Genomic DNA, 24,700 nt, shown 5'->3' with positions numbered 1-24,700 from the left:
TTTTATTATATAACACTCCTGGGAGGCCAAAGTGTCACCAAAAAAATTACGTTATCCCGAAATATTCGCCAAGTATTCCTTCGCGTCGCAACTTTCGACCAGATCGCCCAGCAGACAGCGCAGCCTTTCGAGCACGGCGGAGCCCTCATGCTCGAAAACCACCACCTTCTTGAAGCGCGAACGGTGCCGGAGCAGGAATTCCAGGTTGTTCATGTCCGTTTTCGGGAACCCGTAACCCAAGAAATATATCTCCTGCGCATTTTTCAGGTAGTAATCCGCCTTGCTCCAGAGCAGGTTGAAAAGGCTTCCGCGCAAAAAGGATTCCTTCGCGTGCGCCATCGGGATGTAGATGGGCGTATCCTCGCGATAAATGGGGAAACTCCGGTCGCAGGGTTCCACCTGGCATACGTTTTTCAAGTCGAGCGGGTCAGAGGCGCCCTTCACCGGGTACCAGTTGAGCGAACCGTGCAGCTTGATGAGGTCAATCGTAAGCGTACGCGGCCTACGCACCGCGCTGCGGTCTGCAGGGTCAATCCGGACGCCATAATCCACGGCCACACGCGCATCCATCTCGGGGTCATCGGCAATCACGTCCTCGATGAGCGTATCGTAGTTGAAACTGAGCAGCAGGGTATCGCGCAGGCCTTCGCTCGGGCAGTTCTCGCAGCCCGCCAGGAACTTGCGCATCACCGTCGCCGAAGCGGAATCCACGATATGGTCTCTGCGAATCTCGTTCGCGATAAAGCGCAGCAACTCGAAACGCAAGCTCGAATGGTAAAGGCTCTCTCGCACTCCCGGGAAAATCTGCGCCGAAAGAATCGAGGTCGAAAGCGTCTCGATATTCAGGTATTCCGCCTGCTCGTTGCAGAGCTCAAGGAAATGCCTGCAGTATTCCCGCAAATGCGGGAATTCGTCCGATATCCCGAAGGGAATGCGCTCGTTCAGGTCGCGGAGCGTGGGCATCTGCGGGCAGAATGACTTGCTGAAGCCGGAACCCAGCACAAATATACGGCGATATGTTCCCGATGCAATATTCATACTCGTAATGTATATAAAAAAATGCGCCAGTAGCGCAGTTTTTAATCAATTGCAAAAAATTGTGCCGTACTTTTTTTGGCTCAGAATTGCAGCCAGCCCGTATCCAAAGCCGTCACGGGAACAATCCGCTTGACGTTTTTCCCGTCGGCACCGGTCACGACGGCCATGCCGGTGAGGTAGTTCATCCAGCGCTGGGGCGTAAAACGCATGCCGCAGAAATGCGTGAGGCACGGGACTACCCAGGCATCATGCGTCGCGAAAATATTGAAGCGCACGGTTCCCTTCGAAAGCATCATCGCAAGCATTTCTTCGGAACGTGCAGCCAGCGGGCAGAAAGCCTCGTTGTCACCACGTTTTTTTCCTTCCGCCTCGTTTGCAAGCCACGCGCAAATGCCTTCATAAAAACCGGCGCGCAGCACCTTCATGTACTCGTCATAATTTTGAACAAAGTATTCTGCCAGGCAGTCGAGCGGTTCAACACGCGGCTCATCGGAAACCACCGCATTAAGGTGTGCGGGCACTTGAACGCCAACACGAGCTTTGCCTATGCACTGCGCCGTCTCCACGCAGCGCCCTACCGGACTCGAATAAAAGCAGATGTCGCCCTCGGGCGGGATGCACCTGCCCAACGAAAGCGCCTGTTCGCGCCCCTTGTCGGTAAGGCCCACGTGCGCACCGAAATCAGGATCGTCGGGAGTGATGTGCCTGCGTTCCGCATGGCGTATCAGCAGGAACACGCGTTCTTCCGGCGCGAGTGAAGCAAAGAAATCGCCCGCCTTTACAAAATCCGTCATAGGGAACCAACCGCAATCGGACTAGAAAATCAGGATCCAGATGCAATGACCAATCACGAAACTCAGCACGCCGAACAGGAATCCGCAAAGTACGTCCGTAAGCCAGTGGACGCCGAAATACACGCGCAGAAGTCCCCAAGTGAGCGGCAGCAGGACCATCACCCAGCCGTACTGCGGGGCGCTGAAGAACACCGCCGAGGCAACAGCCAAGTTGTTCATCGTATGGCCGGAAGGGAAGCTGTACTTGTCAAGCGGCGGAACTCCGGCCTCAATCGACGGATTGGAATCGAACGGGCGGGCGCGCTTCACGCAAAGTTTTATCACCCAGTATGCGACGAGGCTTACCGCGAGGGCCGTAAGCGCATGCCACAGGATCGGGAGGAAATTGTCCCAGCCAACCTTCCAGAAAAGGAACAGCGAGAAGAGGACCCAGATGTAGCCGTCGCCCAGGCGCACGTAAAAACGTAACCAGCGGTTAGACCTGGCCGAAAAACGCCGGTTTAACCAAAAATTCGTCACGCGGCTATCGAAATCTGCAATCTTCTTCAGCATTGCCGTGAATTTAGTAAAAAAAAATCAACTCGGCATACGCTCGGCGCAGACCCCGGAGTGCATTTCATAGCCAGACTTTTCTCAAAATGCTATAATTCTCGACGTAAACCATCAACCATCAATTACAATTATGCGCGTACTAGTCTTAAACTGCGGCAGTTCCTCTGTGAAGTTCGCCGTCATCGATACCCAGACCAAAGAATCCATCTCCAGCGGCCTCGTCGAGAACATCGGCGTGAACGGCCACGTGAAGGCCAAGGGCCCCGAAGGCAACATTGACTTCAATTTCGACTGCCCGACGCACGCCGAAGCCGTCGCCCAGGTGCAGAAGTTCCTCGGCGAGCAGAAGCTCATCGACACGATCGAAGCCATCGGCCACCGCGTGGTGCATGGCGGCAAGTACATCAAGAGCGAAAAGGTCAGCCAGGAAGTCATCGACTACATCCGCAGCATCACGCTGTTCGCCCCGCTGCACGAACCCGCGCACGCAACCGGCATGGAATGCGCGACCAAGTTCTTCCCGAAGCTCCCGCAGGTGGCAGTGTTCGACACCGCCTTCCACCAGACCATGCCCCGCAAGGCATTCCTGTACGGCATTCCGTATTCCTTCTATGAGAAGGACGCCATCCGCCGTTACGGTTTCCACGGCACCAGCCACCGCTTCGTGACCGCCGAAGCCGCGAGCATCCTCGGCAAGAAGCCGGAAGACTGCTGCTTCATCACCGCCCACCTCGGCAACGGTTCCAGCTGCTCCGCGATTCTCAACGGCAAGTGCGCTGACACCACCATGGGCTTCACCCCGCTCGACGGCCTCATCATGGGCACCCGCTCCGGCAGCCTCGACCCGGCTATCCTCTTCTTCATCAGCAAGAAGTACGGCTACGATATCGACCGCCTCGACAAGCTCGTGAACAAGGAATCCGGCCTGCTCGGCCTCTCCGGCCTCAGCAACGACATGCGCACCTTGACGCAGGCCGCAAGCGAAGGCCATCTCGGCGCCCAGATCGCCCTCGAGACCTTCTGCTACAAGCTGACCCGCGAAATCGGCGGCATCGCCATGGCTCTCCCGCGCATCGATGCGCTCGTGTTCACCGGCGGTATCGGCGAGAACAGCCGCGTGGTTCGCAAGACCGTGATGGAAAACCTCGCCCTGCTCGGCTACCAGATTGACGACGCCCGCAATGAGGACAACGGCAAGAACTCCGGCCACATCATCAGCAAGGACGGCACGCCGACTGCTATGGTGGTCGCCACCAACGAAGAGCTGCTTATCGCCCTCGATACCGAAGCTCTCGTCAAGTAAGCGGCACCCCGCGCAAGCGGGAGACCCCTTCAAGACCTTACAAGAAAAGCCCCGCAATCGCGGGGCTTTTTCTTATCGCTTTTCCAAGCGTTACTTGATGGTCCAAGTCTGCTTGTTGACCTGCAGGATCTTGCGGCCCTGCACCTTGGCGGCGGCGTTACGCACGTCGGCTTCGGATACCGGGAGCGCGGACTTCCACATCACGCGGCCCTGCATGTCGAAGATGGCGGCCACGCCCTGTTCGGCACGGATGGCGCCCTGCCAGCCCATCTTGGAAGCAGAGGCAACCTGCGGGAGAGCCATGCTCTCGTCCACGAGGAACACAAGCGTCTTCGGAACGGCAGTCTTACCCATTCCATCCGTCACGTTGACCTTGATGGAGTACGGCACCTTTTTCTGCAAGTAGACCTTATCATCGAAGAGATTCACGATAAGGCTGTCGCCAATAACCTCGCCCTTGATAACCCTTTCCTTGTTGAGAGTCGTAACCTTCAGCGTCAGCACGGTATCGTCCACGTCTTCGAAGAGGTCAAACACGTAGAAAGCCTTGCGCCAGCCGCTGGGCGGCACCAGAATCGTATCGGCAGCCGCGCCTATGCGGACCGGAACATCGTTCACGCAATCAATAGAGACCGGAAGGCTAAACGTTGTCGAATTGTTCGCGGAGTCGGTCGCAATCACGTCGAGCGTGGTTTCACCACAAGCATCCCTTACCGCCTTGACCGTAATAGTACCGGCCACAGTGCTCGTAACATTCAACAGGCTGTCGGGATTGGACGCTCTGAAGCTAATCGGATCGCCTTCAGGATCCTCGAACCAGGTCTTCACTTCGGACGCCTTGAACTCGATGGTCTTCGCGAAATCTTCATTCAGGGCAGCAACGCGAGCGCCTGCGGTATCCCTCGCAGCTGCAAGAACAACGGGCCCGCGGTTCCTGTATTCCACAGTAAGAGTCACTGCGGCAACCTCGGAAGTATCGCCTTCGGCATTGACAACAAAGTAGGTAAAGATGTCCTCGCCATTGAAGTCGCCGACTTCGTAAGTGAACGAGCCATCAGTCGCGAGCTTGACCTTGCCGTGGTCGGCATCCTCGAAGAGGTAGGCCTTGAGCACGGATGCGCCATCGGGGTTCACGTCGTTGGCAAGCACGCCCAGCTTGGCAGAAACCACATTCACGGTATCCTGACCCATCTCGTACGCATCGTTCTTTGCAACCGGCTTGTCGGCAACAGCAGCCACCTCAACGGGGATAGAAATACCAACAGTATCCTTGCCGTCAATAGTGAACAGCTTGATGACGTCCTTGCCGTTCGCATTAGGCACCGCAGTCACGGAAATGACATGATTGCCGGAAATCTTCGTATATGCCACTTCGACCAATCCCTTCGCGCAGGCGACTTTGAGCGGGAAGCCAGCCGTCAACACATCGGGGTCGGAGAATTCAATATTTTCGCCCGGGATAAAGATATCGAAGTCGTCGAAATCTTCTTTCACCTTGACTCCGTCCTCAAAATTCACGGCGTCTTCGTCAAGAGAGCCTACATAGAGGAAGGGATGATTGATTGTGAGCGTCGCGGGATCTTCCACGTTGTTCACCGTGATGGTAACGGTCGCCATGTTGCTGGTATTGCCGGAACCATCGGTCACATGGTAGACGAAATAATCAGTACCATAGAAATCCGCCTCGGGGGTGTAGGTGAAACCGCTTCCGCTGAAGGTGAGTACACCATGCTGCGTCGTGGAATCCAACGTAGCCGTAATCGACGGATTGTCGGGATCGTCGTCATCATCGTAATCGTTGCGAAGCACTCCCTTCGCGGCAGAAACCGTCAGCTTGGAATCTTCATCCACCGTATAGTTGTCATTCACGGCAACTGGAGGATTCTGACGATCGACAAGCGAGACCTTGACCGTATAGCTTACAGACTTGCCCGTAGGATCGGTCGCCTGGAAAGATACCGTCGCAGAAGCGCCCGAAGCCGGATTCGGCTTGCTCTTGAGCCACGCGAAGTCGCTCATGGAATAGCTCTTCGCTTCCTTGAGATCCACGATATCGCCACTCATAGACATCGTGATGTTCAGATCGTCGCCATCGGCATCCTCGAAGATTTCCTTGAAACCAATCTTGAGCGTATCGCCTTCATAAAGAGTCTTGGAATCAGGCGAAGTGACGCCAGTCTTCAAGTTCGGCGCATGGCTGCTGCACGAACTGCCGAAATGGATTGCAGCAATCTTGATGACGTTCTTGAGGACGCCTTCGGTCTCGACGAACGACTGCTTGTAGCTGAACTGGACACCCGTCTGCTTCGTAAGGTCAAGCGCCCTGGTCACACCCCAGCCTTTTTCCTGAGCCAATTCGGAGAACGGGATGAAGATGGTATCGATTGACGCCTGTGCCGGGACGTTATACCCGTTGTAGTTGCCGTCCTTGACTGTAGTCTGCTTGAAGTCGAGACGGAAAGCCGCTTCGGCCGCATAGGTGAGGCACACGCCCTCATAAATGCTCAGGTCCTTGATGCTGTCCTGTTTGGCACCCCATCCGAAGCCCACTCCCGCGGAAGAGGATATAGTCCTTCCAACCGACGCCGTAATCACTTTGGCCGTCGCTGTCGTCGCGGTGTCAATCTTGGCTGCAGAGCCAGATTCGGAATACGTATAAGTATACCACTTCCCGTAAGGATGAATTGTCTTGCCGTTACCCTCGGTAATGCTCCATACGCGTTCCGGCGCCGCCATGACGACACCGCTCAAAAGAGCAAGGGCAATAATAGAAAGTTTTCCGTTCATACCGTTCCCCTTTTCAATGTTCCATTGAATATCCTTATAGTAAGAAAATAATATATTGTGAGCCAGCGCACAAGTACCCCTGCCCATATTTTTTGGATATATTATCCACCTAAGGAGTCAAGTTCCCCGAATCTTTCGTAGGCTTTTTCCAGTTCCGATTCGCGGTCGGCCAGCTCTTTCTGCAATTCGACTATGCGTTTTGCGTCGGTATAGACTTCCGGTTTTGCCAATTCCGCCTGAAATTCAGCAATTTCGGCTTCGAGTTTCTCAATTTTTTCGGGAAGAGCGGCATATTCGCGCTCTTCGTTATAGCTACGCTTCTTTTTCTTCGCAGGGTTCTGGTCAGAAACCGCGTTTTTTGCCGTTCCAGGCTGTCCCGGAGCTGAATTTTTCGACAAAGAAGCCCTTTCTTCGGCAATCTTGGCAGCATTGGCCGCTTCCTTGTCACGAATTTTGCGATTATTTTCGTAATCCGTGTACCCGCCGACGGCTTCAAACACGTTTCCGCCGTCTTCTATGGCAAAAATACCCGTAACGACGGAATCCAGGAAGGCTCTATCGTGGCTTACGACGATAACCGTGCCGTTGTAATCGGCCAAAAGTTCCGCCAGAAGGTCGAGCGTCTCCATGTCGAGGTCGTTCGTGGGCTCGTCGAGTACCAGGACGTTGCTCGGGTGGCTGAACAGGCAGGCGAGCAGCAAGCGGTTCCTTTCGCCGCCGCTCAAGGCGCTGATGGGCCCGCGGGCGCGTTCCGCCGAAAAGAGGAAATCTTGCAGGTAACTTAACACGTGGCGGCGTACGCCGTTCAGAGTAATATAAGCCTGGCCGTCGCCCACGTTTTCCACGAGGCTCTTGTCTTCGCGCAGGCGGGTGCGCATCTGGTCGAAGTACGCAATCTGCAGGTTCGTTCCCAGGCGGATGTCGCCTTCGTCCGGCTGTATTTCGCCGAGGATAAGCTTGAGGAGCGTCGTCTTGCCGGAACCGTTCGGGCCCACGATGCCGATGCGGTCCCCGCGGGAGACTTCGGTACTGAAATGCGATATCAGCGGGGCGCCCTCGTAGGCAAAGCTCACGTCGGTGAGGCGGGCTACGAGGCGACCGGATCGCTCGGCTTCGGTAATCTGCATGTTCACCGATCCGGTCCGCGTGCGCCTTTCCGCACGTTCCTGGCGCATCTTGATGAGCGCACGCACGCGCCCCTCGTTGCGGGTACGGCGTGCCTGGATTCCCTTGCGTATCCAGACTTCTTCTTCGGCAAGGCGCTTGTCAAAAAGCTTGTTCGCCTTCTCTTCTTCGGCGAGCGCCTGGTCCCTGAACTGCACGAACTTGTCGTACGGGAAATTCCATGTGCGAACGCGCCCGCGGTCGAGTTCGAAAATGCGGGTCGCCACGCGGCGCACGAAGGCGCGGTCGTGGCTCACGAAAAGCACCGCGCATTCCAGGCGCGAGACGATGCCTTCCAGCCACTGGATGGCGGGAATGTCCAGGTGGTTCGTAGGCTCGTCCAGCAGGAGCAAGTCCGGATTCTCGGCGACGGCCCGTGCGAACAGCACGCGACGCTTCTGCCCGCCGGAAAGTCCGTCGTACAAAGCGTCGGCCGCGATGCCCGTCTTCCCGAGGATTGCCTCGGCATGGGCATCGTGGTGGCCGTCCTGCGCAATGCCCGCCATCACCACGTCGCGCACGGTGCCTTCCATGTGGGCCGGGATTTCCTGCACCATGCGGGAAACCTTCAGGCCGGTGCGCTTCACAATCTCGCCGGAGTCCATGCCCATCTCGCCCTGGATTATCTTGAGCAGCGTGCTCTTGCCCTCGCCGTTACGGCCCACGAGGCAAATGCGGTCGCCCGCCTCGATATCGAACGAGGCGTTGTCCAAAAGCGGCGGACCGCTGAATCGCAGGGAGACATTCTGTGCAGACAAGATAGGCATCGGTACAAAATTAAAAAATTTAGGAACCCGCTATTACAAAAGATGCCGCGCATTCCCGCACGGCATCATTCCAAAAGAACGCATGGCGCCTTCCGGCGCACGCCCTACAATCCGGTGACGTTGAACGTCCTCGCGAGGAGGCGCATGCCCGAAGCACTTTCGACGATAGCGAGGACGCGCCCCGCACGAACCTGCGGCATGGCGCCGCCCTTTGCGCCCAGCACGCCGAGCTGATTGCCCTGCATGTCGAACAGCCTGACCCGCGCACCCGCAGGCGCACCGGAAACAGCGAGGTAGCCGTCTGAGACATACATCGCGATGCCGGCAACCGCACCCGCGCCGCGCACAATCGCCATGGCGGTATCCTTCACGGAGGTGTCCCGCACAGCGGTATCGCGCACGGTAGTGTCCTTCGTAACGGTATCCACGGGAACCTCCGGCTCCATCGTCTTCAACAGTTCAAGCATCTTTTCGGCATAGCGCTTGCCGAACGTCTCGTAGCCTTCGCGCGTAAAGTGCAGCGTGTAGCTCGTCTCCTTGAGCGCAGGGCAACCCTGCGCCGAAATCAGGTGACCGTTCGGAATGAGGTCCGCCGCCTGCTTCACGGCATCGTTTCGCCATCCGAGATCGCCCGTGGGCGCAAGTTCGCCAATCAAGATCGGGGTCTTTTCCGGGTCGAGTTCCAGTTCGGCAATCAGGTCGTCGTAGACCTTCTTGACGCGGCTCGGCCAGTCGTTCATCTGGTAGTCCGCCTCTCCCTGGTGGAAGAGGAATCCCTTGATGACGCCCTTCTGCTTCGCGATCTTGCCCATCTCGACGATGCGCTTGTACAAGTCGCCGCCGTATTCGTCCAGGTACTGGATCCACCACGTGTCGCCCTTGTTCTTCGCGTTCTGCACGTAAGTCTTGTTGCGGTCCTTGTCGAACAGGTCTATGCTCTGCCCGCCAATCGCGATATTCGCCACGGCAACCTTGATGCTGTCCGGGAGGTTTGCGACCATGGTGCGCCCGAAGATATCGACAATGCCCACCTTGGACTGGCTGTGTCCCATCGGAGGGGCCGCCGGGTAGAACTCGCCCACCTTCTGGTTCGAATGGTTAGCCGCACGCAGCACGAGGAACCGCGGGTCCTGGGCACGGTCCTTGTCGGTGACGGTCGCCTGGCCCGACATGTTGGACTGCCCGTAAGCCAGGTAGATGTGGAGGTTGGGGTCTTGCGCAAAGCTCGCCGTGGTCAAAAACCACATCGCGAAAAACACTGCCTGCACAGTTAGAAATACTCTGTTCATATCTCTCCTTATACCAAACAACAGATTTTTTCTTTATTGTAAAAAAAGCGGTCCGGAGACCGCCCTGTTTCTAGAATCCGGTATTGATGATGGCCTTGGACATGAGGCGCTTGCCGGAATCATTTTCGACGATGGCGAGGAGCCTTCCCTTGACCTTCGGGAGGAATCCGCCGTTCGCCCCCATCACGGCAACCACGTTGCCGCGCACGTCGAAGAGCTTCACGCGAGCGCCAGCCGGAGCGCCATTCACCTCGATGCGACCCGCCGTCACATGCATGCTGAGCGCAGGTGCGGCAAATCCATCATGGCAGACCAGCGACGTATCGCCCGTAGAACCCGTATCCTTGGGCACGGTATCCTGCGGAATCGTGTCTATCGAGGACGCCGTGAACGGAAGGTCCGGCGTTTCCCAGTCAATCCAGTCGCCATAGTTGTCAATCTTGAAACCCTTGCCGTTCGTGGGCTTCACGTGAATATCGGTATTCGCATCCTTGTTGCGCAGGAACTTGTCGACAAACGCCGTGACCGACTTCGTCTGGCTACTGGCCGCCTGGCAATGTTCGTGACCACCGGTAAAGTCAAAGCCGATACGGTCCTCGATGCCCATGGCCTTCCACACCTCGGTAGCGGCCATCATGGACTTGTAACCCGATTCGTCACCCAGCCATTCGTAACCGGGGTTGCCGAGCGCGATCACCGCACGCGGAGCAATCATCGCGATGAGTTCGTGGTGGTCGTGCGGGAGCTTGTACGGGTCCTGGTTCTTCAGGCTCTGCATGAACCAGCTGTAGTTCGTGTTGTCAATCTTTTCGATGTTCGTACCGCGGCTCGCGAAGTCCGCGGAAGTACGCCACGAGTTGATGCCGCCGCCACCCGATTCCTGGGCGATGGTAAGCGTCACGCGTTCGTCGAAGGCGCCCGCGAACAGGGCCATCTTGCCCGCATAGGAGCAGCCCGTGACCGCAATCTTGCTCATGTCGAGGTGGTATTCGTCGGCAATCAAGGCGAGACCGTCGATAAGGCGGCTAACGCCCCACGACCATGCGGAATAGTCGCCATTCTGCTTCTTGTCCGAGTAGAACTTGTAGAAGCCCACGTTCGTGTCCTTCTGGCCGTTCATGGAGTATTTCGCCACCTGGTCGTGACTGAAGGGCACCTGCACAAAGCCGCTGAAGATGCTCGACGAGAGCGAGCCCGTGCCGCTGTTCATGCCGATGATAATCGGATGCGGACCGTTGCCCGAAGGAATGCTGAACTTGGACGTAATCGTCATCGTCTGGCCGCCTTCCTTCACCGTCACCGTGAGGGTGCCGCCGCTGTAGGTGGCGCTCACGTCGGAAGGAATCGGCTTCTCACCGATTTCGTACTTTTCGATATCCGCCTTGATTTCGTTACGGCGCTTGCTCCAGTCATCGTACTTGGTGACCTTGGATCCGTCATGGAATTCAAACGGGTTGGGAAGTTTCTTGTTGGACTTGAGTTCACCGGCCGTGGCGCCCAGGTCCTTGCCCCGGTTCTCTACGTCGAAGTTGAGCGGGGCCTGTGCATAAACTACCGAACACAGCCCAAAAGCAAGGGCTGCATAAAGAAACTGTTTCATTCTAACTCCTTTCCCAACCATTCCCTACACCACTCCAATCTGTAATATAAACGCGTAAAAAGGAAGTATCGAACGGTACGAAACATAATCCGTTTACAAAATGTAAAAGACCAAATTTTAAGGCATACAAGGGCAAAATCCGCCTTCATTTTTATCTAAATTATCTATCGTGACGACCCGTACCTTAAAATTTCTCGCAGCCATATCCATCGGAGCATTTTTGCCGATGGCCGCCGCTGCACAAGCCGCGCCCGCTCAGGCCGACACGCTGATTACGCCTGCACCGGCCGATTCCGCATCAGCGACGGATTCCGCCAGCACGGCAGCAGCGGACACCTCCAAGCATTTCCAGTGGTGGAGCGCCGTGCCCGTACTCGGCTATACCGAAGAGACCGAACTCCAGTATGGCGCGATGGTGAACTTCTTCTTGCCGCCCTCGTTCAAGGGAGGCCATTCGCAAGAAATAGACGTCGCCGCCTACGGCTCCACGCTCAAGCAGTTCCAGTTCGCGGCCACGCCCTATTTCTACTTCGCGCACGACCGCATATCCGGATGGCTCGACTTCCGCTACCAGAACTGGGTAGGGCATTTCTTCGGCATCGGCAACGACGTCGACATGGACGACTACATCACTTTCGACCGCGAGACGTTCTTCCTGATGGGCATCGTGGAATCGAACCTCGGGCTACCGCAGGTGCTGCAGAACTTCCGCTACGGGTTCGTGTTCGACATCAACCGCAGTGAAATGGAATTCAGGGAATACGACGGCGAGATAGTCCAGCCCACGAACACGGACGGCTGGCGCAACGCCATCGGGTACCACCTCTCGTTCGACACGCGCGACAACCTCAACTGGGCACGGCACGGCGTACTCTTCCAGTGGGAACACCGCTTCTACAGCGATGCGTTCGGCGACTACAGCTTCACGTTCCAGGAACTCGACCTGCGCGCCTACGGCGAAACCATCTGGAACACTTCGATGGCGGTGGCCCTCTTGTGGCAGCGCACCGACGGCGACGTCCCCTTCGAATACATGGCGGGCCCCGATGGCATCAAGCGTTTCCGCGGGGTGAAGACAAAATATTTCCGCGACAACCAGGCGACCATACTGCAGGTGGAACTCCGCAAGCAACTCTTCTGGAGGCTCGCCGGCGATATCTTCTTCGAAGGCGGCAAGGTCGGGCCGTACTTCAGCAAGCTCATGCGCAACAAATGGCACCGCGCTGTCGGGTTCGGCGGCAAACTGGCGCTCAACAAGTCCGAGCGCCTATACGCACGCGCCGAAGTCTCGTGGGTGGATTTCAAGAGCCTCGGCCTGACGTTCTACTTTAGAGAAGCGTTCTAAGACCGCTCGCGCCTGCACCGGCAGCTTGCGCCTGCCGGCTCCGGCTCACAGACCGTTCGCTCTAAACTCAAGCTTAACTCCGGCACGCTCTCTCGAGCTTGTATAGCTCCCGTATGCGCTATATTATACACGGGACATTATCGGGTGATTCAAATCACGACACAAGAAGGCGTTTCGCAGGCCTTCCGCATACAGAAAAACGCGGACTCCCGACGGAATCCGCGTTTTTTATTTTGAGATAGAACACTCTATGAAACGCTAGTCCTTGATGCTCGTCCAGTCGAGCACGCCCTTCTTGTAGAGGTAGAGGTAACCCGCTTCGAGGATGAACAAGAACCCGAGGAGCACGAGCAGGAGCTCCCAGCCGCCGGCCAAGAACTGGACCGTCCACGGGTAGAGGAACGCCACTTCCAGGTCAAAAACGAGGAAAAGCATGGCTACCATGTAGTATTTCACGGGGTAACGCTCGTTCGCAGTGCCCGAAACATGGGCCAGACCGCACTCGTAGGCCGAGCCTTTGATAAGCACGTTTTTGATCTTGCCCGGGTGCAAAAACCAGTTGGCAAGGAGCAGAACTGTAGGGATGCAAAGCGCCATAATGACCAGAATGGTCATGGCGAACGTAGTGTCGAAAATTTCAACATTGCTCATAGTGGCAAAAAAGATAGTAAAAAAGTTTTTTCTGTTAACCCCGCAAAATGTAAAGTATATTTGGGGTATGAAAAATCACATTCTGTTTGTGGGTATTTTGGGTGTTTTCTCGCTTTTTGCGGGATGTACAACAGACGGAGACAAGCATCCCTTGTACCCTATCGATGAAGAATCTAGCGCTACGGATTCCGCCGATTCCGCAAAAAGCAGTTCCTCGGCCGGGAAGAACAAATCCAGCAGCAGCGGAGAGCCCTCCTCTTCTGTGGATGGTTCCGACACTTCGAGCGTAGTCCACAAGGAATTCTACATGGAAGAAAAGGAAAACCGTGAACTCAGCTACCCCAGCAGCGGCATTTTCTGCTGGGACGAAGACTGCGACGCCAGGCGCAACCCCATCTCGTCGTCCTCTTCCAGTTCGAGCGAAAAAATCATCATAGCCGAATCTTCCGAATCTAACGTACCGCCGACCGTGAACGGCAACTCCATGACCGACAACCGCGACGGCAAGACCTACAAGCTCCAGAACGTGGGCGGCAAGCTGTGGATGGCAGAGGACCTCAACCACGAGATGTCGAACAGCATGTGCTTCGACAAGAGCAATGCGAACTGCGACAAGTACGGAAGACTCTACACCTTTACCGCAGCCCAGAAAGCATGCCCCACCGGATGGAAACTGCCTAACCGCAACGAAGCCCAGACGATTCTCAACGCGAGCGACTACCCGTGGAGCTACAGCGGCCGCTGCAAGGAAGGCGACTGCGACTTTACCGGGAAAATGGGATTCCACTGGACAACAGCCACCGCGCAGGAAGGCGACAAGAAGTACGGTGAAAACAGCGGTGAAAAGTTCGCGGTCATCATCGTGGAAAAGGAACCCGATTACGCAGGCGAAGATACGCCGAAGTTCTTCCAGGTAGACGAGAAGGCCAAATTCTTCAGCGTCCGCTGCGTGCAGGAATAATCCTAACCGCACAAAAATTTCAAGGGCCCGCATCGCGCGGGCCTTTTTTTTGATACCGTTCGCAATCACTTGCGGTTCAGGTGAGCCACAAGCGACTCATCTTTACGAGTCGTGGTGGCGAGAGCGAGGCTCCGCCGGAGGTTCTTCATTTGAGTTAGAGCCGAGCGGCCTACACATCCGCGGGCGGTTCTTCACCGGAACTGGAGCCGGGAACCTCTATAAACTTGGCGCAGTATTCTTTCACCTGTTCGCGGACGCTGTTCCCGCGCACCTTTCCCAGCAGGTCGACGATGTCTTCGAGCGGTGCCGCCATGAACGCCTCCGCGCTCTTGTAGCGGGAAAGGATCTTCACGCGGGTCTCGTGCCCCACGCCGGGCATCTTGAGCCATTCCACTTCCAGGTCCTTCTTGCGCTTGCTCCGCTGGTACGTGATGGCGAAGCGGTGCGCCTCGTCGCGGGCGTTCTGCAACAGTTTCAAAGCGGGGCTCGTGCGGTGCAGCACGATGCTCTTGCGGTCGTCGGGGAACACGATTTCTTCAAGGCGCTTCGCGAGCCCGATGAGCGGCAGGTCCTTGTCGTGCCCGAGTTCCTTCAGAATCTGCATGGTGGCATCCACCTGGCCCTTGCCGCCGTCGCATACCCACAAGTCGGGCATGGGCGTGCCTTCCTCTTCCAGCCTGCGGATACGGCGGGTCATCACCTCGCGCATGCTCGCGAAGTCGTCCACGCCCTCCACCGTCTTGATAATGAACTTGCGGTAGTTGCTCTTGTCGGGCTTGCCGTTCTTGAAGGCGACGAGACTCGCCACGGTATTCGTGCCCGAGAGGTGCGAGATGTCCACGCACTCGATGCGGAAAGGCGTCTTCTTGAGGCCGAGGACTTTCTGCAGTTCAAAGACGCTCTGGTCGATTTCGCTGTACTTCTGCACCTCGGCCCGCATCTCCACCAGAATCATGTCGGCGTTCGCGCCCGCCAACTTCAAAAAGCCGACCTTCTCGCCGCGCTGCGGGTTCGTGACGCTCACCTTGTGGCCCGCGTTCTTGGCAAGCGCCTGCTCCAGGGGCTCGCGGTCCGCATCCAGTATCACGTCGGTCGCGATTTCGCCCGGGATGTGTTCCACGTCCAGGTACCACTGCACCAGCATCTGCTGGAGAATTCCCGCCTCGTCTTCTTCGAGCTTGCATTCCAGGCGGTAGTGGCGGCGGCCAGAAAGCACACCGTTCCTGTACTCGAAAATGACGGCGGCCGCCATCGTCCCGTTACGGCGCAGGCTGAGCACGTCCAGCGAGAGGTTCGGGTCGGTAACGTCCGTCTTCTGGTGGATTCCCGTGGCCCGCAGCGCCTCGATGGCATCGCGCTTCTTCATCGCGGTCTCGAAATCCAGCCGTTCGCTCGCCTCCTGCATCTCGCGCTCCCATTGCCCGATAAGGTCGTCGCGCTTGCCGTTCAACAGCATCTGCGTCTGGAGAACCGCCTTGTGGTACTCTTCCTTGGTCACCAGGCCCGCGCAGGGGGCGCCGCACCGCCCGATGTGGTAATTGAGGCAGGGCCTTTGCGGGCTCTTGAGCGGGAGCTTCAGCTTGCATTCGCGTATCTTGAAGAGCCGCGCGGCAATGTCCTGCAGCTGCGCTATCATGCGGGAATTCAGAAAAGGTCCGAAGTACTGGCAGCCGTCCTTGCGCACCGCCCTCGAGAGGAACAGCCTCGGGAAGTCTTCGTGCACCGAGAACGCGAGGTACGGGAAGTGCTTGTCGTCTTTCAGGAGAACGTTGTACTTGGGCGTATGCTTGCGGATGAGGTTCGCTTCCAGAATAAGCGCCTCGGACTCGCTCTCGGTAATGATCCACTCGATGTCGCGGATATGCGGGAGCATGAGCGTCGCCGCGCGGTGGCCCGCATGGTCGGAGCCGTCAAAGTAGCTCCGGACGCGGTTCTTGAGCACCTTGGCCTTGCCGATGTAGATAATCTTCCCCTGCGAATTGCGCATGATGTAGACTCCCGGCAAAGCGGGGAGTTCGGCCAGTCGCCGTTCGATGTGCTCGTTCACAGGAAGCATACCCTACAAGGTAAAATTTATTGCACCGGGGCGGGGCCCCTCCCGCATATCTTTTACGCCCCAAAAAACTCGTCTTCCCGACGCATCGCGGTTTTTATGTTTTTTTTCATACTTTAGCGCCTGTTTTTTTATATATCTTTTTAGTGGTGATATGTATCCCCTGATTTTTATGGAGCGATAAATGAATTTAGAGAATATCAATCTTCTCTCGCAGCGGGTGGATGGAGTATTGGCAACCGTCCGCAACCTACGGCAAGAGGTCGCAAACCTTAAACAGGCCCTCTCCGGAGCGAAGGCCGAACTCCAGGACAGGAACCTCGTCCTCGAGAGCCTAAACGCCGAACTCACGGACTGCAAAGCCGCTCTGACCGCACGCGCCAACCAGGCCGCCGCACAGGACGAAGCCCTCAACCAGAAGCAGGGAACGATTGACGAACTTCAGGGTTCGATCGCGAATGCGAACGCGCGAATCTCCGACCTCGAAAACATGTTGAACCAGGCGAACGAGAGCCTGGAGGCCTCCAAGGCCGAAATCTCGAAACTCAACGCCGACGTCCGTGAACGCGAAGACGTCGCTAACGCCCTCCGCAACGACTGCGCGGTCGTCAAAGCGAACGAGGCCATCCTGAACGGGAAAATCGAAGAGATGGGCAAGGCGCTCGCCGAGAAGGACGCCACCATCGAAGCCCTGAACGCCGAGAAGGCAAGCCTCAACGAGACCATCAAGGAACAGGGCGAAGAGATTCTGCAGGCGCAGGAGCAGTTCAAGCAGATGGTCTCCACCATCGAGAGCGAGCTCGGCACCGAGATTCCCGTGAACGTTTCCTTTGCCGACGAGCCCGAAGCAGCAAGCGAGGTCCAGGCGGAAGAACCCGTCGAGGAATTCCCGCAGGTCGCCGAAGCCCCGGCCGCCGAACAGCCGCAGGCAAATGAACTCAAAGAGCCCGAACTCGACTTCAACCAAGCGGTCGAAGACGACGAGCCCATCGAAATCCACCCAGCCAATGAGAAGGAACCGGACCTCTTCGCGAGCAACGGAGGCTCGCCTACCAGTTTTTTCGGCTAAAAATGCTGATGGATGACGATCCATTCGGCGTAGGATTGAAATAATGGCAGAATTGAATTCGCACAGATCAGTAAGCGTAACTGTCGCGGGCGAACGGTTGCAGATAAGGACCGACCTTCCCGACGGGGACCTCAAGGATATCGTCGACCACATCGACGAGCGCTACGCCAGTTACGACCGCTACAACCTGGAAGCGGGCAAAAAATTCGCACTGCTCGCCCTCGAGCTCAGCCAGCAGATAGTCGAGCTCAAGCGGATGGTGCACCTGCTCAAGGTGGAACGGGACGAACTGAACAGCGGAGTCAAGGAAGTCACGGCGCTCCTGGACGAGGGTCTGGAGCATCCGGAAAGCAGAAACAGCGATTGGGTGTAAAAAACGGCCTTTTTTACAATTCCATGACAAACAAAGTGCAAAATACGGCAAAAACGCTATTGATTTAACTCGGAAATAAAGGTATATTTGTAACACAGGCATCGCACGGATTAACGCCCGATCTAACAAGATTATATCAGCTCGTCGCTCTTGTGGTCTAGTTTAGGCGCGCTTTGACGCGAAAAACGAAGCACCAAGGCACTGCTATCTTTTTACAATAGTAGTTTCGAGTGTTCCACCGTGGACGGATGCCTTTTTTTGTACCCAAAAAAAGTTAGTTCTCGATTTTCACGCTCGACCGGATAAGCATGAGCTGCGCCGGTACGTAGAACCACCAGATAAAGTTGTTCGCAATCGCGGAGATGGTCTCCATCGCGCTGTGGTCCGCACCCGAAATCATCGAGAGTCCGACAAGCACATCACCGACAAAGAACGTGAGCATCCCCCAACGAACCAGCAAAGCGTTCTTCATGGGGAAATACCACTTGTACGGAGCTATGGCTCCCACGACGGTAGCAGTCACGATATAGAAAGCATAGGCGAGCACGAGAGCCACCATGATGCGGATAGCGCCTAGCGCGAAAAGAAGAATAGCGACGACAGTAATTGAACCCAGAAGCCGCCAGTAGGCGTTACGGCAGTACAGATCATTTTCGGAAGTGCGTGAATGCCTGTGAATCAGCATGACAAGGAACATCGTGAAGAACAGGATGCCGAGCACGTCGCTTGCCATAACGTATTCGGGCTTGATAGCCCTGAACAAGCTGAAGCTAAAATCGCCAAGCAAAGAGCACACGAACGCTATGCGCAGGAACCTGCGGTCACGCGGACTGTGAGACTCGGCCGAAACAATGAAGGCCAGCAGCGTTACCAAGAACGAAATCGCGGACTTCGTATAGAGCTGCAGGCCCAGCGCCGAAGCGATGCACTGGTCGACCGCACCACACTGCGCAAAATCGTACCAGTCCTTGACTGTGGTAATAAGCAGCAGGACCGCGATTATGGCCAGAATGACCTTGCGTGTGGTTGTCTGTAAAAGCATATACAAATTATAGAAATTTCGTTGCGGAATCGTGCCAGGCGGGAATTACCTTACACGCACCTGGCGAATATTGTTCCCTTGTTTCACGATGTAAATTCCCGGGCGGAAGAGCTGCGGGCGGAATTCCGGCATGCTTTTCAGGAACGAGCCCAGCATGTCGAACACCTGCACCGGAGCATCCGCACGGATGATGCCGTTTGCGTTTTCCCGAGCCAAGCCGGGCAACACCACCACAGGAGTGTCCTGCACGGTGGTATCCGGTTCCACGAAAGGATGGTCCGGGTCGTCCACCACAATCTTGAAGGTCATGGAGCTCTCGCACCCGACCGCATTCGTGTGGACCGCCTTGTAATAGCCGCTCATCGTGCCGTCCATCTTCTTGAAGCGGATTTCACGGTCAGTGGACTTGAAATCGTTCGGGCCGTTCCATACCCAGCGACCGCCTTCCCACGGATGCGGACCGATGACCAGCGAATCGCCCTTCCTCGGCTCGACTTCGGTCGCCTCTTTCCAGTCGCCGTTATGGAGCTTAACATACGGGATGATTTCACTCGGCTTGCAGACGCCGCCCTCGGCACCGTCGATGACCATCGTCGTGACGGTCTGCGCCTTGGCAGTCATGGAAAGGGACTTGCCCGAAAGCGCAATGTCGGATTGCGGCGTCAGGCTGCCCGGAAGATCAAAGCGCACCACTTTCGCATTCGAGCCAATCTTGTCGAACGCCGTCAGGTCGAAACTGTACTTGACATCGGACGAACCGCTATTGCGAACCACAAGCACCAGAGCGTTGTCAGGCCGGATTGCCGCAAGCGTGTTGCCGTTGTCGCTGTCGATAATGCGCGAGCCCGGACGGATATACCGGCTGAACGCGGCATGCATGTAGAAGCGCGCGTTCGGCGTGAAGGTCTGCTTGCGGTGGTCCATCACGAAACTGCGCCAGTTCTCAGCCGGGTCGCCCAGCTGCCAGTCCACCCAAGCGTTCGCCTTCATGTCGCGCAGGTCCGCGAGAATCACGCCCGCCATCCAGAGAGCTATATGCTCGTCGCTGTTCTTGCTCAGCGGGCCCGTCTCGGACTGCCAAACCTTCTTGTCTTTCGCGAAGGCGGCGTTAAAGAGCGCCTTGCGGGAATCGCCGCCCGAATAGCTGTGCGTGTTCACCTGGAACATGTACGAGAGCGCCTCCGCGCTGTACCTGTTGAACTGGCTGAGCGCATCCCCGATGTTCGTCTCGTCGGCGGCACTCACCGACGTCTCGGGGAACAGGCCCTTCTTCTTGAGGGCCTTGCCGAGTTCCACAATCATCTGCGACTGGTTGTTCTTGAAGCCGCAGCCTTCCTGCCCGCCGTTCGCCTTCCACCAGCCGGCGCTGGGCTCATTGAACGGTTCCACCGTGCGGAACGTGATGCCCCATTCCGTCTTGAAATGCAGCGCCACCTCGGAGAGGTAATCCGCGAAATCGTCGAAGTAGTCGGACTTGAGGTTGTCGCTCCCGTCGCTAGAACCCGAGACGCAACCGCTCTTCGTCATCCACCACGGCGGCGAATTGCTGAACGCCTCGAAAATCGGATCCTTCACGCGCTTCGCGAGTTCGAGCGCGATCGTTCGCTGGTACGGGTCGGCCGTCCAGTCGTAATCGCCCTTCTCGGTAGGCTTGTATCCGGGAACGTTGGCTCCGCCGTCGCCCTTGTCCAAATGATTATGGCCCGGCTGGTCGCCGCCACCGATGTTGTAACGGAAAATCGTATAGCCCAGACCCGTATCGGGATCGGCAATCGCGCCGATAAGTTTGCTCCTGTTCTCCTCGCTCCAGGCACCAGCCTTTACGGCCCACCAACAGAGACTCGAGCCCCAGCCCTCGAACACCTGGTATTTTTTCCCAGGGTCGACGACCACCTTGGTCTGCGCCGAGACTGCCACCGAGAAGGCGGCAACAGCAATGCACGAAGGCACCATGCAGCGCGATAGAAAATTCATTAACCAACTCCATTCCACATGCCAACGACGGCATTAGAATAAATAATACAAAAAATGTGGCCCATTGCTAGGCCACAATCTAAAAAAGGGAATTTCGACCCTGTTTTACTTCAGGATTACGTTCTTTCCGCTGGTCACGCCGTTGTGTTCGATGGTCACGACATAGCGGCCGTTAGGCACGATTCCGGAATGCCATTCCACGCGGTGGATGCCCGGCTGGAGATTTTCCCTCGAAACCTTAGCAACCACGGCGCCATTCATGTTCACGATGGAGACGACGACATTACCCGCCGACTTGATTTCGAAAGCCACGGTCGAATGGTCGAAGCCCTTCAGCTCGGCAGCGACAGGCTTGTCAGCAGCGGCATTTTCCGCAAAAATCGGGGATTCTTCCCCGCGCTTGCAGAGATTCGCAGGATCCCTGAAGGTAAGGTTGTAAAAAGTATCCTTGCCTTGCTCGCCAACGATTCTTTTGATACGATTCAGGAGGGCAGTATTTCCACCTTGTCCATACCACTCCCAAGAATTCGCGTTCTTGGAATCTTCATCGTCAACGAGTATTTTGGAATGAAGTATGTGGGTGGTATCATTAGAGTAATTGCCAAAAACCCCGAACCCGCCGAAAAACCTCACAGGGAAAGAAGCTGTCGCATTGGGAGTAGCCGGCATAAAGCAATATTCCAAATCGACATCCTTGCCCACGACACTCGGCCAAATATTTCCATTATATGTGTTATCGTTGTTCTTGTCTTCCGTATCGTGATGACGTCTGAACTTATAACCTCCGGCAGGGCATTCCTCGTCCATACGGACCAAGACATAGTCGTAAGGAACAGGCTGCAGATATTCGGAACTCATTTTGCAATACAGAAAGTTTACCCGGCCAAGAGAAAAGTTAACCCCATAAGGGACTCTCGGTCCTTCAATCAATCCGGATATGTTGTTATGGTCTTCCGCATCAAGAGAAATACTGTACACAAAGCGATCAGGACAACCTATGGTATTACCCAAAACGCCTACCACGACAGCAAAACTCATGGTTGCAGACAGCATGATCAATGATATTATTTTATTCATTTTTTCTTTCTTTAAAAATTTGGTAAAAGAGGGTTAATGTGCATACATAAATTATGTCAGTAACACAGGGGGAGGGGAATACTACAAATATAGCATTGTAACCGGTAGAATTGTAGAAACAAGTTAAAGTTCCCGAAAAAAAAAAAACAACGCTCCCTTTTGCAGGAGCGTTATCAGACGCTTGTTGGTAAAATATTATTTTACTTGCGCCAGCCTTCCATAATCTTGAGGCAGCCTTCCAGCAATTCGGCGGAACGTTCCTTCGATTCCGTTTCCACGTAGCAGCGGAATTCCGGAGCGTTGCCACTCGGACGCAGGTGCACGATATCGCCGGAATCAAATTCCATGCGGTAGCCATCCGTCTCGTCGATTGCGACGACTTCGCCGTGGAACGGCTTGGGCGCAGAATCCTTCGGAGCGAACTTGGAGGGCTTCGCCGCAAGGGTGCCGAACAGTTTGTGGCCAAGTTTCTGCTCGCGAATTTCGGCAAGCTTAGCCTTCGAAATTTCGGTCGGGAATTCCTTGAGGCGGTCGCTCACGGTAAAGCGCTTGGGCAGCTTGCGGAGCAAATCAACGACGCACATGCGTTCTTCGCGCACACGGACCATCACGGCAATCATCGGGAGGAGCGCGTCACGGGTCGGCAGCGCCGGCAGCGTGCGGGTTCCATCCTCGAATTTGCGGGTCAAGTTCGTCTGCAGCAGGAATCCGCCGTTGGCCTCGTAACCCGCGACAGAGATACTCGGGTCGTTCGCATCCACCAGGCTTTCCATGCCGGCGATTACATACGGGCTACCGATGCGCGTGCGGCAAATCTTCTCGAAGGAGCCGCATTTTTCGAGCGACGTGTTGCAACTCACCGGAGTTGCAATGCGCTTAATGTGAAGCGCCTGGGCAGCGAGGATGCCCAGCACGTCGCCACGCAGCCACATGCCTGCATCGTCCGCCAAAAGCGGGCGGTCGCTGTCACCATCGGTACTGAAAATCGCATCCACGAAATCCTTGTGCGCGAAGTCGCGGGCCAGTTCTTCGTCTTCCTTGCGGATTGCTTCGGTATCGACCGGGATAAACGTCTCGCTGCGGGCGAAAGGCTTCACCGTGGCGCCCAGGCTCTCGAGCACCTTCACCACGATGTCGCGGCCCACGGCGGAATGCTGGTACACGCCGATGGTAAGGCCCGAAAGCGCCTTCGTGCCGAAGAATTCCGGGTAGCGCTTCAGGTAGTTTTCTTCGGCTTCCATCTCGACCGCGGGAAGTGCCGGAGCATCCTTCAGCATGCCGGTGGCATCGAAAATCGATTCATCGAATTCGACGGACTGAGAAACAATTCCCTGTTCGTCCTTCTTGGAAATTTCGCCCTGCGGGTGGTTGAACTTGATGCCGTTGCGGTCGGCGGGAATGTGGCTGCCCGTCACCATGATGGTCGGGAGCGCCTTGTCGATACCGTACAGCGCAATCGCGGGAGAAGGAATGCGACCGCAGTACACGACTTTCCATGCGGAATCCTCGCCCGCCTTCACGAGCGCCTTCAAGATGCGCTCGGTACTGGGGCGCAGGTCGCCCGCAATCGCAATCGTATGTTCACACTTATAGCTCTGCTCGCAGTATTTGATGAACGAGCGCGCATACACGTAGCACACGCGGTCCGTCATCGCGGTCACCAGGCCGCGGGCTCCGCTCGTACCGAATGCCACGCCGGACTGTTTCATCACTTCTTGCATCGTAACGCTCATATAAACCTCACTTTACTCCCGAAAAAATAGAAAAAGGTCCCCCGGGCATAAAACCCGGAGGACTGGAGATGTGTAGATTTGTGTTTCGCGAATCTAGATGCGCGCATCATTTATTCGGCAAACAGAGCCGTAGAGAGGTAGCGGTCGCCGGTATCCGGGAGAAGCGCGACGATGGTCTTGCCCTTGTTTTCCGGACGCTTGGCGAGTTCCTTCGCGGCCCAGAGAGCGGCGCCGGAAGAAATACCCACGAGCACGCCTTCTTTTTTGCCGATTTCGCGGCCGGCTTCAAAAGCAGCCTCATTTTCGACAGCGATGATCTCGTCGTAGACCTTGGTGTTCAGCGTGTCGGGAACAAAGCCCGCACCGATACCCTGGATCTTGTGGGAACCAGCAACGCCCTTGGAGAGCACCGGAGAGCTGGCCGGTTCAACGGCGACAACCTTCACGTTCGGGTTCTTTTCCTTGAGGTATTCGCCCACGCCAGAAACCGTAGCACCCGTACCGACACCGGCCACGAAGATGTCCACCTTGCCGTCAGTGTCTTCCCAGATTTCGGGACCCGTGGTAGCCTTGTGGGCAGCCGGGTTGGCAGGGTTCACGAACTGGCCCGGAATGAAGCTGTTCGGAATTTCCTTCGCGAGTTCATCGGCCTTGGCGATAGCGCCCTTCATGCCCTTCGCACCTTCGGTGAGCACGAGTTCGGCACCGTAGGCCTTCATCAGCTGGCGGCGTTCCACGCTCATGGTTTCGGGCATCACGATGATGATGCGGTAACCGCGGGCGGCGGCGACGGAAGCGAGGCCGATACCGGTGTTACCCGAAGTCGGTTCGATGATGACAGCGCCCTTCTTGAGCTTGCCGCTCTTTTCGGCATCGTCAAGCATCGCCTTCGCGATACGGTCCTTCACGGAACCGGCGGGGTTGAAGTACTCGAGCTTCGCGAGGATAGTGGCGCCGAGACCTTCTTCGACGTGAGTGAGTTCGAGGAGCGGGGTGTGACCAATGAGCTGGTCGGCAGAGGTATAGATTTTAGACATTTTGAAATTCCTTTTTTTGATTGTCATTCCGGCCTTGTGCCGGAATCACCGTTTTGTTTGTTAAAGTTCAGTTTTTTAAATAGCGTTAAGT

The 24,700-nt window shown here is 56.2% G+C and carries 19 protein-coding genes; 5 read left to right on the top strand and 14 right to left on the bottom strand.

All coding sequences use genetic code 11. The features are described from left to right. Nucleotides 1-51: 51 nt before the first annotated feature. The 3 genes from IK012_RS07195 to IK012_RS07185 all read right to left on the bottom strand — a co-directional run bounded on the left by IK012_RS07195 (nt 52) and on the right by IK012_RS07185 (nt 2,384). Entirely contained in the window at nt 52-1,038 is a 987-nt protein-coding gene (locus tag IK012_RS07195) for a hypothetical protein (RefSeq protein ID WP_290952462.1), read from the bottom strand. 80 nt (nt 1,039-1,118) lie between these two features. Further along, nucleotides 1,119-1,832: a histidine phosphatase family protein gene (locus IK012_RS07190; protein ID WP_290952460.1), complete on the bottom strand. Its 714-nt coding sequence runs from the start codon at nt 1,830-1,832 to the stop codon at nt 1,119-1,121. 21 nt (nt 1,833-1,853) lie between these two features. Continuing rightward, a complete protein-coding gene (locus IK012_RS07185) occupies nt 1,854-2,384 on the bottom strand; it encodes a phosphatase PAP2 family protein (protein ID WP_290952457.1) in 531 nt (176 codons plus the stop codon). A gap of 130 nt (nt 2,385-2,514) precedes the next feature. Here IK012_RS07185 and IK012_RS07180 point away from each other — a divergent pair, with 130 nt between their 5' ends. Further along, nucleotides 2,515-3,687, top strand: coding sequence for an acetate/propionate family kinase (locus IK012_RS07180; RefSeq protein WP_290952455.1), 1,173 nt, complete (start codon nt 2,515-2,517; stop codon nt 3,685-3,687). Between the two features lie 90 nt (nt 3,688-3,777). On the opposite strand, the gene IK012_RS07175 is transcribed toward IK012_RS07180, so the two are convergent. From IK012_RS07175 to IK012_RS07160, 4 genes are all read right to left on the bottom strand, one after another. Beyond that, nucleotides 3,778-6,474 (bottom strand): Ig-like domain-containing protein, encoded by a 2,697-nt coding sequence (locus IK012_RS07175; RefSeq protein WP_290952453.1) that lies wholly within the window; start codon nt 6,472-6,474, stop codon nt 3,778-3,780. 101 nt (nt 6,475-6,575) lie between these two features. Beyond that, a complete protein-coding gene (locus tag IK012_RS07170; RefSeq protein ID WP_290952450.1) occupies nt 6,576-8,405 on the bottom strand; it encodes an ATP-binding cassette domain-containing protein in 1,830 nt (609 codons plus the stop codon). Between the two features lie 104 nt (nt 8,406-8,509). Then, complete coding sequence (locus IK012_RS07165; protein WP_290952447.1) at nt 8,510-9,673, bottom strand: sialate O-acetylesterase; 1,164 nt, start codon at nt 9,671-9,673, stop codon at nt 8,510-8,512. A 91-nt stretch (nt 9,674-9,764) separates the two neighbouring features. After that, nucleotides 9,765-11,294, bottom strand: a complete 1,530-nt coding sequence (locus IK012_RS07160; protein WP_290952444.1) for a hypothetical protein — start codon at nt 11,292-11,294, stop codon at nt 9,765-9,767. Between the two features lie 169 nt (nt 11,295-11,463). Between IK012_RS07160 and IK012_RS07155 the strand changes: the two genes are divergently transcribed. After that, on the top strand, nt 11,464-12,639 hold the full coding sequence (locus tag IK012_RS07155) for a hypothetical protein (protein WP_290952441.1): 1,176 nt from the start codon (nt 11,464-11,466) through the stop codon (nt 12,637-12,639). Nucleotides 12,640-12,897: 258 nt separating this feature from the next. Here IK012_RS07155 and IK012_RS07150 read toward each other — a convergent pair whose 3' ends face one another. Further along, on the bottom strand, nt 12,898-13,290 hold the full coding sequence (locus IK012_RS07150) for an NADH-quinone oxidoreductase subunit A (RefSeq protein WP_173379671.1): 393 nt from the start codon (nt 13,288-13,290) through the stop codon (nt 12,898-12,900). A gap of 67 nt (nt 13,291-13,357) precedes the next feature. Here IK012_RS07150 and IK012_RS07145 point away from each other — a divergent pair, with 67 nt between their 5' ends. Further along, entirely contained in the window at nt 13,358-14,251 is an 894-nt protein-coding gene (locus IK012_RS07145; RefSeq protein ID WP_290952434.1) for an FISUMP domain-containing protein, read from the top strand. 169 nt (nt 14,252-14,420) lie between these two features. On the opposite strand, the gene uvrC is transcribed toward IK012_RS07145, so the two are convergent. Next, nucleotides 14,421-16,307: an excinuclease ABC subunit UvrC gene (gene uvrC, locus IK012_RS07140; RefSeq protein ID WP_290952431.1), complete on the bottom strand. Its 1,887-nt coding sequence runs from the start codon at nt 16,305-16,307 to the stop codon at nt 14,421-14,423. Nucleotides 16,308-16,488: 181 nt separating this feature from the next. Here uvrC and IK012_RS07135 point away from each other — a divergent pair, with 181 nt between their 5' ends. Then, nucleotides 16,489-17,373 carry a hypothetical protein gene (locus tag IK012_RS07135; RefSeq protein ID WP_290952428.1) on the top strand — a complete coding sequence of 295 codons (885 nt, stop codon included), beginning with the start codon at nt 16,489-16,491 and terminating at the stop codon, nt 17,371-17,373. Nucleotides 17,374-17,416: 43 nt separating this feature from the next. Continuing rightward, complete coding sequence (locus IK012_RS07130; protein WP_290952425.1) at nt 17,417-17,746, top strand: hypothetical protein; 330 nt, start codon at nt 17,417-17,419, stop codon at nt 17,744-17,746. Between the two features lie 274 nt (nt 17,747-18,020). On the opposite strand, the gene IK012_RS07125 is transcribed toward IK012_RS07130, so the two are convergent. The 5 genes from IK012_RS07125 to cysK form a co-directional block, all read right to left on the bottom strand. Beyond that, nucleotides 18,021-18,788, bottom strand: coding sequence for a lysoplasmalogenase family protein (locus tag IK012_RS07125; RefSeq protein ID WP_290952422.1), 768 nt, complete (start codon nt 18,786-18,788; stop codon nt 18,021-18,023). A 45-nt stretch (nt 18,789-18,833) separates the two neighbouring features. Continuing rightward, nucleotides 18,834-20,762: a glycoside hydrolase gene (locus IK012_RS07120; protein WP_290952419.1), complete on the bottom strand. Its 1,929-nt coding sequence runs from the start codon at nt 20,760-20,762 to the stop codon at nt 18,834-18,836. A 105-nt stretch (nt 20,763-20,867) separates the two neighbouring features. After that, a complete protein-coding gene (locus tag IK012_RS07115) occupies nt 20,868-21,620 on the bottom strand; it encodes a T9SS type A sorting domain-containing protein (protein ID WP_290952416.1) in 753 nt (250 codons plus the stop codon). 419 nt (nt 21,621-22,039) lie between these two features. Continuing rightward, the gene (locus IK012_RS07110) at nt 22,040-23,572 is read right to left on the bottom strand and encodes a phosphomannomutase (RefSeq protein ID WP_290952413.1); all 1,533 of its coding nucleotides are present in this window, start codon (nt 23,570-23,572) and stop codon (nt 22,040-22,042) included. Between the two features lie 110 nt (nt 23,573-23,682). After that, a complete protein-coding gene (gene cysK, locus IK012_RS07105) occupies nt 23,683-24,609 on the bottom strand; it encodes a cysteine synthase A (protein ID WP_290952410.1) in 927 nt (308 codons plus the stop codon). Between the last annotated feature and the right edge of the window lie 91 nt (nt 24,610-24,700).

Source organism: Fibrobacter sp. (assembly GCF_017551775.1).
Lineage (GTDB): Bacteria > Fibrobacterota > Fibrobacteria > Fibrobacterales > Fibrobacteraceae > Fibrobacter.
The sequence above is the reverse complement of the archived record's forward strand: the minus strand, read 5'-3'. Positions and strand labels throughout refer to the sequence as shown.